This window comes from Cytobacillus sp. QJM3NY_8 (assembly GCF_056173585.1).
The window spans coordinates 4,933,126-4,945,718 of the sequence record NZ_CM149681.1; the positions used below are offsets into that span (position 1 = coordinate 4,933,126).

The 12,593-nt window shown below is 43.6% G+C and carries 10 protein-coding genes; 5 read left to right on the forward strand and 5 right to left on the reverse strand.

Annotated elements, in window-relative coordinates:
* From AC0VZ9_RS25175 to AC0VZ9_RS25190, 4 genes are read right to left on the reverse strand one after another with little or no spacing between them, the layout of a single operon-like run.
* Complete coding sequence (locus AC0VZ9_RS25175; protein WP_475396876.1) at nucleotides 1-1,692, reverse strand: ABC transporter permease; 1,692 nt, start codon at nucleotides 1,690-1,692, stop codon at nucleotides 1-3.
* On the reverse strand, nucleotides 1,689-2,795 hold the full coding sequence (locus AC0VZ9_RS25180; RefSeq protein ID WP_475396877.1) for an ABC transporter ATP-binding protein: 1,107 nt from the start codon (nucleotides 2,793-2,795) through the stop codon (nucleotides 1,689-1,691). The genes AC0VZ9_RS25175 and AC0VZ9_RS25180 overlap by 4 nt, the downstream gene beginning before the upstream one ends.
* Before the next feature lie 14 nt (nucleotides 2,796-2,809).
* A complete protein-coding gene (locus AC0VZ9_RS25185) occupies nucleotides 2,810-3,904 on the reverse strand; it encodes an extracellular solute-binding protein (protein ID WP_009332105.1) in 1,095 nt (364 codons plus the stop codon).
* Nucleotides 3,905-3,921: 17 nt separating this feature from the next.
* Nucleotides 3,922-5,133: an ROK family transcriptional regulator gene (locus tag AC0VZ9_RS25190; RefSeq protein WP_226280653.1), complete on the reverse strand. Its 1,212-nt coding sequence runs from the start codon at nucleotides 5,131-5,133 to the stop codon at nucleotides 3,922-3,924.
* A gap of 311 nt (nucleotides 5,134-5,444) precedes the next feature.
* Between AC0VZ9_RS25190 and AC0VZ9_RS25195 the strand changes: the two genes are divergently transcribed.
* The 5 genes from AC0VZ9_RS25195 (at nucleotide 5,445) to AC0VZ9_RS25215 (ending at nucleotide 10,083) form a co-directional block, all read left to right on the forward strand.
* Nucleotides 5,445-7,952 carry an NEW3 domain-containing protein gene (locus AC0VZ9_RS25195; RefSeq protein ID WP_475396878.1) on the forward strand — a complete coding sequence of 836 codons (2,508 nt, stop codon included), beginning with the start codon at nucleotides 5,445-5,447 and terminating at the stop codon, nucleotides 7,950-7,952.
* A gap of 103 nt (nucleotides 7,953-8,055) precedes the next feature.
* Nucleotides 8,056-8,430, forward strand: a complete 375-nt coding sequence (locus tag AC0VZ9_RS25200) for a hypothetical protein (protein WP_475396879.1) — start codon at nucleotides 8,056-8,058, stop codon at nucleotides 8,428-8,430.
* Nucleotides 8,431-8,533: 103 nt separating this feature from the next.
* Complete coding sequence (locus tag AC0VZ9_RS25205; protein ID WP_475396880.1) at nucleotides 8,534-9,499, forward strand: nuclease-related domain-containing protein; 966 nt, start codon at nucleotides 8,534-8,536, stop codon at nucleotides 9,497-9,499.
* Between the two features lie 63 nt (nucleotides 9,500-9,562).
* Complete coding sequence (locus AC0VZ9_RS25210; RefSeq protein WP_009332110.1) at nucleotides 9,563-9,823, forward strand: CGCGG family putative rSAM-modified RiPP protein; 261 nt, start codon at nucleotides 9,563-9,565, stop codon at nucleotides 9,821-9,823.
* Nucleotides 9,808-10,083, forward strand: a complete 276-nt coding sequence (locus AC0VZ9_RS25215; RefSeq protein WP_019380720.1) for a hypothetical protein — start codon at nucleotides 9,808-9,810, stop codon at nucleotides 10,081-10,083. The genes AC0VZ9_RS25210 and AC0VZ9_RS25215 overlap by 16 nt, the downstream gene beginning before the upstream one ends.
* 503 nt (nucleotides 10,084-10,586) lie before the next feature.
* Here the strand turns inward: AC0VZ9_RS25215 and AC0VZ9_RS25220 are convergent.
* Nucleotides 10,587-12,584 carry a HAMP domain-containing methyl-accepting chemotaxis protein gene (locus AC0VZ9_RS25220; protein ID WP_475396881.1) on the reverse strand — a complete coding sequence of 666 codons (1,998 nt, stop codon included), beginning with the start codon at nucleotides 12,582-12,584 and terminating at the stop codon, nucleotides 10,587-10,589.
* Nucleotides 12,585-12,593: the final 9 nt, after the last annotated feature.

Sequence of the window (12,593 nt, forward strand, 5' to 3'; positions counted from 1 at the left end):
TTAAGACAATGATTTTTCAGCCTTAACTCCAAAAAACTTGTTTGATATGAACAGAACCAGTGCGATTAAAGTAATCTGGATCATACCGTAAGCTGCCGCCTGGCCCATATTGAACATTCTCAGCTGATTCATAATCTCGATGGAAATAGGGCGGTTTGAAAGGGTATACAGCAATACCGAAGTCGGAAATTCACCGACTGACTCCACGAATGCCAGTAATGTCCCTGATAAAACCCCTGGCATAATAATCGGAAGGATTACTTTTCTGAACGTATAGAACCACTTTGCCCCAAGGCTTCTTGAGGCTTCTTCTATGGAATCATCCAATTGCTCCAGTACAGCATTGGTGGATCTGACGACCAATGGAATATGGCGGATAAAATAGGCCAGAGGCAAAATCCAGAATGTGCCGACGAGAATGTTGCCAAATGAGAAGATGGTTGGCTCATTAAAAGCAAAAATCAGATTCATCCCGATAACGGTAGCCGGCAAAGCCCATGGAATCATAACTAAAATATCCACAAAGCTTTTTCCGACAAATTTCCGTTTAACGAGCACATAGGATGCCAATACCCCAAAGACCAGATTCCCTGCTGTAGCAATAACCGACAGGATCAAGCTATTTTTCAATGGCTTGAATATGTTCGGATCCTGGAACAATAAACGATAATTTTCAAAATTAAATACCGATGGATAGGTCTGCCACGTCCAAGTTCCGTCCGGTACGAGCGATAGAAGGAGAATCGTGAAATGCGGAAGCAGCAGAATGATGACTCCCACGATTCCTGTAAAGACCAGTATCCACTTCAAAACAGGATTATTGACTTCACTGCGATGGGCGCCAATTCCTTTAGATGCCATCCGGTAATCCTTGCGGTTTTGGTACCAGCGCATAAACAGCAGGAAGCTGATTGATACAACCGATAAAATAACCGATTGTGTGGCGGCCACTTCCATATCGCCATTAATCTTCGAAAAATAAATCTGCAGGCTCAGCACCCTGAATCCTCCTGCCAGGAGAAACGGCGCACTGAAGGATGCCATTGAGATCATAAACACCAATAAAGATGCTGCTACAATAGCCGGTGTCAATAATGGAAAGGTTACTTTCCAGAACACTTTAAATCGGTTGGCCCCCAGATTGTACGCAGCTTCTTCAAGAGATGGATCAATTTTATTAATGGCTGATGAAACGGTCATATAGAAATACACATACATAGTATATGCATGGACTATCAAAATGCCTGATATACCGCCTATTTTGAAAGGCACTTCATCCAGCCCGAATAGGTCTTTAATGGCATTGGGAATCAATCCGGTTTCCCCATACAGGAACATGAACGCCATTACCCCTACCAGTGACGGGAGGACGATCGGCATGATGGCAGCTGATGCAAAGAAGCCTCTGCCCGGAAAATCAAACCGGTTGAAAATGAATGCCAGCGGGATGCCGATCAGCGCACTGGCCATGACACTTAATACCGAAATATATACAGAATTCCACAGGGCTTCCAGATTGGTCTTGGATTCCTGGGTAAAGAAGTCACTGTAATTCCCGAACGTCATGCTGCCTTCCTTTTGAAGACTCTCCATTATGGTCCGTAAAGAAGGGTATAGAACATAAGCTATGAGAACCAGCAGGACCGGAATAAGGAGGAGCAGAGTCAGCCTTGTATCCCGATTCTTAATCATGATGCATCACCAGTCACCACAGGAATGATCCGCATCTGCTCTTCAGGCAATTCCACCCAAACTTCTGCACCCGCCTGCAGGTTTCTGGATAAGCCGCTATTCAGGGCATTCACCTGGAGCTTAAGGCCTGCAGCCCTGACCACAACATTGATGAGGGAGCCAAAGAAATGGACTTCCTCAACCATTCCTTTGAAGATATTTTTCCCTTCCGTCTCTTTTTCCAGTATTTTAATAGATTCAGGACGAATGGATAACGCCAGGTTCCCTTTGTTTTCCTGATTATAATTAAATGGGGCACTCCGGACGGAAAGCTCACTGGCACTTTCACCGTTCTGCACTTGTACAAGAATGTTTTCATCTTCTATCCTGCTGATCTTCACAGGAAGCAGATTGATTTCCCCGATAAACCCCGCTACGAAATCATTGGCTGGTTCATTATAGATTTCCGAGGGTGTTCCCACCTGGTGGCAGACCCCAAAGTTAAATACCGCAATCCGATCGCTCATGGATAGAGCTTCTGCCTGATCATGAGTAACATAGATGGTGGTGATATTATAATCTTTTTGCAATCTCAGTATTTCGCTTCTCATTTCATCGCGCAGCTTGGCATCCAGGTTACTGAGTGGCTCATCCAGGAGCAAAATCTCCGGTTCAATCACCAATGCCCTTGCCAGCGCGACACGCTGCTGCTGACCTCCGCTTAACTGGCTCACCTGACGATCGGCGTACTGCTCAAGCCTCACCTTTTGCAATACAGCCTTGACTTTTATATTGAGCTCCTTGGAGCCAAGTTTTCTAACCCTTAATCCAAAAGCGACATTCTCAAACACCGTCATGTGAGGAAAAAGGGCATAGTTTTGGAAAACCATGCCCGTATTTCTCTTTTCAGGAGGTACACGCGTCATATCCTTATCGCCGAAACGGACAACACCTTTAGTAGGATAATAGAATCCAGCAATCATCCGAAGTGTGGTGGTCTTGCCGCATCCACTTGGTCCAAGGAAGGTAAAGAATTCCCCATCCTTTATATCCAGATTTAAATGATCGACTGCAATAACCTTTCCAAAGGCTTTTTGGACATTATCTATGTTTATGGACGCCATACCTATTACACTTCCTATTCTTTAATTTCTTTTTCTCCGCTCTTAATGTTTTCATCCCAATACTTCATCCAGCTGTCGCTGTTCTCCTGGAATACCTTCCAGTCGATATCCATGCTCTTAATCTCTGTTTCTGTAATCCACTCAGGCAGTCCCTCTACGTCATCCCTTGTTGGAATGCGGTAGAATTCCTCTGCAAGGATTTTGGCTGCTTCAGGCGTGTTGACAAACTCATAGAATGCTTCAGCCGCCTTCGGATGCGGAGCATCATTCACAACGGCAATCCCTTCTGTCAGGACGGGTGTTCCGCTTTCCGGAATGATGAATTCAAATGGATAATTTTTATTTTCTTTTAACATGACAACGTCAGGCATTGCCCAGACAGATAGCTTTCCTTCCCCTTTGGCCACCTTGTTGTACATCATTTCAGGATTTGCTGCGTATTCTTTCGTGTTGGCATCCAATTTCTCAAGCCATTCGTAACCGGCCGCTGTATCCTTGGAGTCCTTAAAGTCACGGTAAATCATCGCTGAAAAAATCGTTCTCATTGTTCCGGATGCCAGCGGGTAGCGGATGATGATTTCATCCTTCCACTTCGGATCGAGAAGCTCATCCCAGTCTTTTGGCGCTTCATCTTCTGATAATTCTTTGCTGTTATACATAATGACTTCCGGTGTTTGGCTTGTTCCGGACCAGTGCCACTCAGGATCATGGAAGCCTTCTGCCAGACTTCCTGCATATGAAGGCTCATATGGCTTTAATAATCCTTCATCCTTTGCCTGATCGAAGTTTACAGATGGCGCTCCCCACCAGACATCAGCCTGTGGATTGTTTTTCTCAGAGCGGATCCGGTCCAGGATTTCCTGTGATCCCATATCAAGCCATTCCACATCAATCTGATATTTTTCCTCGAATTGCTGTTCAAACTTTGATAGAATATCCTTTCCATGCGGTGAATAGATAACTACCTTTTCTTCCAGCTTATTCTCTTTCTCTCCCTGCTCATTCTCAGAGCTTGAGCTGGATCCCTGTTCAGAACTGCAAGCTGAAAGCATTAGTGCAGCCGAAATGGATAAAGTGGTTAAAATCGATGCCCTTTTCTTATTTTTCATTGAAAAATCCCCCTCGTTTAAGAAAATTTGATAATACTATCATGCTCCCGCAAAAAGAGTGAAACAGCACCCAGGACTCCCGCATTATCACCTAATCTTGAAATCTTTAATTCTACTGAACTTGGAAGATAGTGATTCACGATCCTGTCCAATTTAGGCAAAATGTAATCAGATGATTTTAGAACACCACCTCCTAAAATAATGACTTCAGGATTCAATAAGCTCGCGGCATTAATGATTCCATAGGCCAGATGTTCAATGGCTTCTTCAATGACCGTAATGGCTAATTTGTCGCCTTTTTTCGCAAGCGCAAAGGCCATTTCCCCCGGCAGTTCTCCCTTTATTGCCTGAGAATAGGCAGGGTGGTCCGGATCCTGCTGAATGACTTCCGTCAGTTTTTTTCCGATTGATTTTCCGCCGGCGACACTTTCCAAATAACCGTAGCGGTGAAAGATTGGCTTAAAGTCTTTTTTCATGTCTGTTTTATCCGTCACCATATAGCCCATCTCGCCAGCAGCATTTGCATACCCGCGGTACAGCTGATTATTGATAATAATTCCGCTTCCAACACCTGTTCCGACCGCCATAAACAGAACATTCTGTTTATTTTTTGCATTTCCGAGCCATTGCTCCCCAAGTGCTCCAACATTCACATCATTGTCCACATGAACCGGGAAAGAGAAGTATTTGTTCGCTTCCGCTAAGAACGGGTATCGAATCCAGTTGAGGCTTGGTGCTTCCAAGACGACTCCGCTGGATGTTTGTGTAATCCCCGGAACCCCTGCTCCCATTCCAAGCACTTGATCCAGGGGGATTTGGCATTCCTCCAGCATGGACTGCACTTCTTTGGCGATTTGTTTTAAAAGTCCAGATTCTAAAAATTGACAGGTTGAAAAACTGCTGGAATGGACAATGTTGCCTCCGAGATCGCTAATGACTGTCTTTACTTTCGTGCCGCCGATATCTGTTCCGATTACATAAGCCGCTTTTTCATTGAAATATAGATGTATCGGTCTCCTTCCGCCTTGTGAAGACGATTCGCCTATCCCCTTTTCATACACCCACTTTTCCCCTATCAATTCATCTACCAGTAAAGAAACAGTCGGCTTGCTTATGGAAATCTTCGCAGCAATCTCGGCCCTTGAAGTCGGTGAATTTTCCTGAATCCATTGAAGTACTCTCTTTTTATTGATTGATTTCATTTGCATCGGTGTCCCATTAAAATTCATCACATCACGGCCTTAATTGATTTGGTTAGTAAATATTACTAATTAACTTCAATATAACCTACCTGGTAATCGTTTACAACCCATCGTTTTTAATTTTATGATAATTGCGATTATTTATATGACTAAAGGAGGATTTTAATTAAATTAATTTTTAGAATATTGAATTATTAGCAGATTTACCCTATTATGAAATTTATTAGGCGGGTAGTTGCAGGTAGTTAGTTAGGATGTTTAACTAACCTGCTTTAGATCCATGATGAAAGGAGTGTAAGAGTAGCGCTGTTAAACCATTTCGAAAGGGGTTACACAAATTGAAAAAAATCTTTATTTATTTTTTGTCCTTAGCGTTAATTCTCTCCCTTCTGCCTCTCAGCGGAAGTGCCCAGTCAGAAGAGCATGACCCCGACCTATGGAGTGCAGTGAAGCCGCTGGACACAACAGTCAGCTTTTTGAATACAGGAGCACATCCTGACGATGAGCGCAGTGACTTTCTTGCTTACTTATCAAGAGGACTTGGTGTTAAAACCTCAAGCCTGATTGCCAACCGCGGCGAGGGCGGCCAGAATGAAATCGGGCAGGAGCTTGGGAACGGCCTTGGAATTATCCGCTCCCGGGAAATGATTGAAGCAGCAAAGATCACCGGAGTTAAAGCCTACCATTTGAGTGAAACAACCTCTGATACCATCTATGATTTCGGCTTTTCCAAAACAAAGGATGAAACCTTAAGCCACTGGGGCAAGGACCTTACTTATGAAAGATTAATTCGTTTTATTCGTACTTACCAGCCAGATATCGTCATGCCATCCTTCAGAGACTCGGATACCCAGCACGGACACCACCGCACAATGACCATTCTCAGCCAGGAAGCCTTCAAAGATGCCGCAGATCCTAACATTTTTCCTGAACAATTAAAAGAGGGATTATCCGTCTGGCAGACAAAGAAGTTCTATTTGCCGGCAGACAGTAAAGATACAGCAGATACATCGATTGAAATAGGCATGCTTGATCCTATCTACGGCATGTCCTATCCGCAAATCGGCGAGGAATCACGCTATATGCACAAAAGCCAGGGAATGGGCAATGACATCCCTGTTGCGCCAAGACAAACGCATCTGGAGTTAGTAGATAGTGCGGTTGAAACAAATGGCAGCAATGATCTTTTTGCCGGTATCCCATATGATTTTAACGAATGGGCAAAAACGTTTCCTAAGAAAGAAAAAGCATTGCAGGTGCACTTTACAAAATTCCAGAAAAGCCTGGATAGAATTATCTCCAGCTATCCCAGCCATAGCCAGGTATTCAGCAAAACGCAGCAAGCATTAAAAGAAGCAGACCGTTTAGTAAAGAAAACGGAGAAATCCAAGCTTGATTCCCAGCTGAAGTCTGATCTTCTTCATAAGCTGGAAGTGAAAAAAGAACAGCTGCTGAATGTGAGCCTGGTATCCTCCGACCTTGAGATTAATGCACAGGCGGAGACCAATATCCTGACAAAAGGGCAGAAAACGGCTGTTACTGTTACCTTAACGAATAATGGCAGTCAGAAGCTGAAGAAAGCTGATGTTGAACTGATCACTCCTGAGGGATGGAAGGTTTCTAATAAGTCCAAGGCTGCTGACCTTGCACCCGGTAAAACGGCTGAAGTTACTTTTAAGGTTCAAGTTCCAGCTGATGCAGCGTATTATCACGCATACGAAACCCCTGCCATACAGGCAAAGGTCAGCTATGAATCAGCCGGCGCAAAGACAGTGACTGTCTACGAACTGAATGGCACCATTGCCGTTCTGCCGGACGTTGGCCTTACCCTTTCTCCTGAAGATCTGGTTATAAATACCGCTGACGTTCAGGAAGAAGTGCCTGTAAATGTAAAAGTGAAAAATTACCGTGAAGGAGCTGCACAGGCTTCCGTATCCTTAAATGTTCCGGAAGGATGGTCAGTAAGCCCGGAAAAGGCTGAAGTTAACTTCGAAGCCCCATTGGAGGAAAAAGAGGTTACCTTTACACTGAGCCCGCCTGCGGATATTCAAGAAGGTGACTTTAAACTATCCGCCGAGGCAGCCGTAAATGGAAAGACCTTTGATTCAACAGTTCAGGAAATTCAATATGACCATATTGGAACATTTTATTACCTGTATCCAGCCCAGGTCAATGGGGTCGCCTTTGAATTGCTGGCACCAGAAGGCCTAAAGGTCGGCTACATTGAAAGCGGTTTTGATAAAGTGGCAGATTACTTGTCCAATGCAGGACTTGATGTGACGAAGCTTAATGAGACCGATCTTTCTTCAGGGGACTTAAGCCAATACGATACAATCGTGGTTGGTATCCGTGCCTACCTGTCACGTGAAGATTTAACAGCAAGTAATGAACGGTTAAAAGAATACGTCGCAAATGGCGGGCACATGGTGGTCCAATACCATAAGCCGAACGATGGCTGGGTGACGGAAGACACTGCGCCATACCCGCTGACTATCGGAAATCCATCCATCAGGTGGAGGGTTACCGATGAAAATGCACCTGTTACCGTTCTGCAGTCTGAATCGCCGCTCTTCAACTATCCAAATAACATTACTGAAGACGACTGGGCCAACTGGATTCAGGAAAGAGGATTATACTATCCAATGCAGTGGGATGACCGCTTTGAAACCTTCGTGCGCATGGGGGATCCGAACGAGGAGCCATTTGATGGCGGCATTCTCATGGCCGATTACGGAGAAGGCACCTACCTTTATACCAACCTGGTATTCTATCGCCAGATTCAAGGCCAGGTCCCGGGAGGCTACCGCATTTTTACAAACTTGATCAGCTATGGCCAAAATAAATAACATATTAGGAACAGCTGCGGATGCGGCTGTTCTTTTTTAATGCCCATGTGATTCAACTCACTTCATTCATTTTCCATGTATTGTAAGATATAGAGGTGCCATCATGGAAAAGAACTGGTCTGCTTCCCTGGAGCATGGTGAGTATGTAAATAACCTAGGGCTGCTGATCAATGATGCTATGGCAGCTGTCAGCCAGACAGGATACTATGTCAATATTGTTACACCGAGTAAGCTGGAAAATCCAGATGACTACTTAACAGATGCCACTTCGGAAATAAAGTGGATGTGGAGGGTATGGGGTGGGACATGTGGACTTTGCAAATTAAGTGGGAAAGCTGCAAATAGCAAGGGTCGTTTTGCAAATAGCAGCCTACTTTCTGCTAATAAAAATGGGAATTTGCATATAGAAGCCTACTTTCTGCAAATAAAATATTCGGGAAACAGCCATTGTCTAATACTTTCATATAGAGTTGGATAATATGCAAATAGAGCACAAAAACCTGCAAATAAACTCCTATATAAAAAAATAAATTAAGATTACTATCGAAAATAACTTATTATCATAGAAAGGAGAAACATACTTGATTATTAAAAGCCTGAAAGTCCCCGAAATTAACCTACAGCTTGAAGCGTTGTTAAGAAGAACGCCCGAACAGCATCCCGCGCGAGAAAAAATGACCTCAGATTATAAAATGAGAAGCGCTGGCTTTAAGGGAGAAGAAAGATTATTTTATTACTTAAGCTTTCTAGATCCTAAAAAATATTGGATTTTTCATAACCTGCGGCTATCAAGCGGAACACACTTCTTCCAGATCGATGCATTGCTGATAACTATGAACTACGCTCTCATTTTAGAAGTTAAAAATTGGACAGGAACTTTGATTTTCGACCCTCATTTTCAGCAGCTCCTCCGCATTCACAATGACAAAGAGGAAGGGTTTCACGACCCCATTTCACAAGCCCGACATCAGACGAATCAGTTTAGAACGTGGCTCAATTTTAATGGATTTCCCGGGATTCCTGTAGAATTCTTAGTTGTGATCAGCCATCCTTCCACCATAATTAAAACCGATAAAGATCCACTGAGTATATCTAACAAAGTTCTACACTCCCATCATCTTTTATACAGAATTAATGAGATTGAAAATAAGTACCCTCAAGAAAAAACTGACCCTAAAGAGATACGGAAGCTGTGCCGATCTTTGTTAAAAAAACATAATCCTTCACCATCCGAGATTCTCGAGCACTTCAATGTCTCAGCTGAGGAAGTTCTCACTGGTGTTAGCTGTCCTAAATGCACTTCCCTTCCGATGATTTTCCATTGGGGGAAATGGCACTGCCCAATGTGTATGTTTTCCTCCCCTCTGGCACATGAAGCGGCTATCCAAGACTACTTCCGGCTTATTAAGCCGTCAATTACCAACTGGGAATTCCGCTCATTTACCCATATACCCTCCCCCTATACGGCTTCAAGATTACTCTCCAGGATGAACCTTTCTTTTAAAAGAAATAAAAGACACCGAATTTACGAAAAATCCCCTGAATAGTGATTAACTGCACAAATATTTCTAATCAATTATTTTATAATCAGGCTGAATTGAGGTGCTAATATGGAACAGAACTGGTCTATTTCACTTGAGCATGGTAATTACGCTAGTGATTTGGAGCTTCTGATCAACGATGCGATGGCGGCAGTAAGCCAGACAGCTAAAGGATATTATGTCAATATAGTCACACCAGCTGAGTTAGGTAATCCCGATAACTATCTAACTGAAGCGCTGCTCATATACTTCGGAAATAAAGCAGACACTCAATTTATCGATCAATGCGGATGCGGGGGGTATGTTTTGAGGGTATGGAAAAACAAGTGAGGGACCTGACGATTTTGTGTGATTATAAGAACAGGCATGTCATTTTGAATTATTATTATGAAGAGGGGCTTATTGATCGGGATGGTATCAGCTTTAATGAGATTTACGTCCACGAGGGGACGATATATTTTATCAAAAACAGAAAGCGGATCGTAACCATCAACTCGAAGAAGTATCGTAATATATTGATTGGCGAGGATTTTCAAAATTACTATATTATGCGGAGAGATAAGAATCGTCTTGATATCTATTTTCCTTAAACGGAGCTGCGAAAGCGCTGGATACGCTTTTGCAGCTTTTTTTATTTGGCAGGAATATATCTATTTGCAAGAAGCCTGAATCTATTTGCGAGTTCCCAGTTCTTTTTCCAAAATCTAAGATTCTATTTGCAATTTGATCATCCTAGACTGATCCCCGATCTATTGCTGCTCGTCTATTTGCAGGTAGCAGCCTGGTATTTGTACTTTTCCCGTTCTATTTGCAGCATTCATCCTGCTATTTGCAGCATACTCCGGTTTATTTGCAGAATCCCCGGTTCTATTTGCAAATCAACTAAGCGAGCCGTTTCCCGTTCTTATGCAGTTCACCTATTTGCAGAATCCAGCTAACTATTTGTAAATTACCTATTCTATTTGCAGAATTTCCAGCCCTATTTGCAGGGTTAAGCATCTATTTGTATGTTTCCGTGCTCTTTTTGCAGGGTTCACATTCTGAACCTGCGGCCACATAAAAACAGACCCGCCAAACCGGCGGGTCCTCCTATTTAATTCACTTTAAACTTCTTAATAGAATCCAGCAGCTCCTCCGCCATCCCCGAAAGCGAAGCCGCAGATGCCGCAATTTCTTCCATAGACGCCAGCTGCTCTTCTGTAGCGGCGGATACATCCTGGCTTTCGGCTGTGGTGACAGCGGCAATTTCTTCGATTGCGCTTACGAGTTCTACCACCTGGTCGGCCCCTTCGGCCATGTCCTTGATGGATGAGGAGACTTCCGCGATCTGGCCCGAAACGGTGTCGGCAAATTGCTGGATGTGGCTGAAGGCATCTCCTGCATTGTTAACCAGGTCAATTCCTTTTTCCACTTCAGCTGTTCCTTTTTCCATTGAAGTGATGGCCTTGCTTGTGTCCGTTTGGATCGTTGAGATCAGTTCGCGGATGCTTTCCGTCGATTTGGATGATTGTTCCGCAAGCTTGCGGACTTCATCGGCTACAACGGCGAAGCCTCTCCCGTGCTCACCTGCCCTTGCTGCTTCAATCGCTGCGTTCAGTGCGAGCAGATTCGTCTGGTCGGCAATTTCAGAAATGACATTGACAATCTGGCCAATTTCCTCTGAACGCTTCCCTAGTGTATGAACAATTGAACCTAGTTCAGAGACTGTTAGATTAATATTTTTCATCTGGTTTGTTGAAAGGTCGATCGCTTCATTTCCTTTTACAACCACTTCATTTGTTTCATTAGCTGTTTGGGCAACGACATTTGTGTTGAGCATGATTCTCTGAATGCGGCCGGACATCTCTTTTACGACAGAAGTGCTTTCTTTCACCTTTTCCGTCTGCTGCTCAGTAGCTGTTGCTACTTCCTGGATGGAGTTGGCCACCTGCTCTGTTGCCATGTTATTCTGTTCGGAGCTTGCCGTCAGCTGCTCCGATGATGAAGCAAGGTGAACCGCTTTTTCACCTACCTGGTTGATTAATTGCTGAAGGGAGGCGACCATCTTATTGAAGCTGATGCCCAGTTTGCTGATTTCATCGTTATTTTTAACCTCAAATTTCTGAGTCAGGTCTCCCTCGCTGACTTTATCAGTTGCTGCGATCAGCTGATTGAGCGGGCGTGTGATCGAACGGACAATAAAATAGGAAATAAGTGCACCTATAAGTACGAAAATGGCTATGAATATTATCGTCGACACTAAGATAGGCTGTACGGCTGATGTTACTTCTTCCAGATTCATTGTGCCAAGCACCTTCATGCCAGTCAGCCCATTGGTGGTAAAGTGCATTTCCTTCTTTTCGCCATCAAGAGTGTATTCTACCTGCCCTTTTTCCTTTTCCAGTACTTCCGGCAGCCAGCTTCCCTCTGCCTCTGTGCCTGGCTTCTCCTGCGGGTGCACTAAAAAGCTTCCCTCCGCACTTAAGATAGCGGGATAGCCTTCTTTCCCAATCTTAATGTTATTGGATAGCTCGCTTAGAGCAGAGAGACTTAAATCAATCCCGATAACACCGGAGCTGTCGCCAAGCTTTTGGGCTACTGTAATTAGGATATCTCCGCTTACAGCATCAACATATGGCTCTGTGATAAAGGCTTTTCCCTTTGCCTCCATTGCTCCCTGATACCAGGGGCGTGTGGTTGCATCAAAGTCAGCCGGCAAATCTGCACGCGGATAAATGACTAAATCTCCCTTTTCAGAGCCTGCATAAATGGCAACTGCCTCCGGATTCAGCTCTTTATATTGACTGAAGGCTTTATTCGTCTCCTCTAATTCTTCCGCAGTATAAAAATCCTTCTGTATCCGTTTTGAAAAATAATTCGTATCCTCCATTTTTGTTTTAATAAAGTCCATGATAAATTGGTCAAGGATTTTTACATTATCATCCGCACTCATTTCAATCTGGCCTGTTATTTCATCTTGAGCCTTTTGATAGGAAATGTATCCAATTGAAGTGGATGGAATTAATAGAATAATAATAAATGAGAGCAATAATTTCTTTCTAATAGTAAATGAAAACAGCGACCCTTTTTCTTTCTGTTTTTTCCTTTTCATAATTGACCC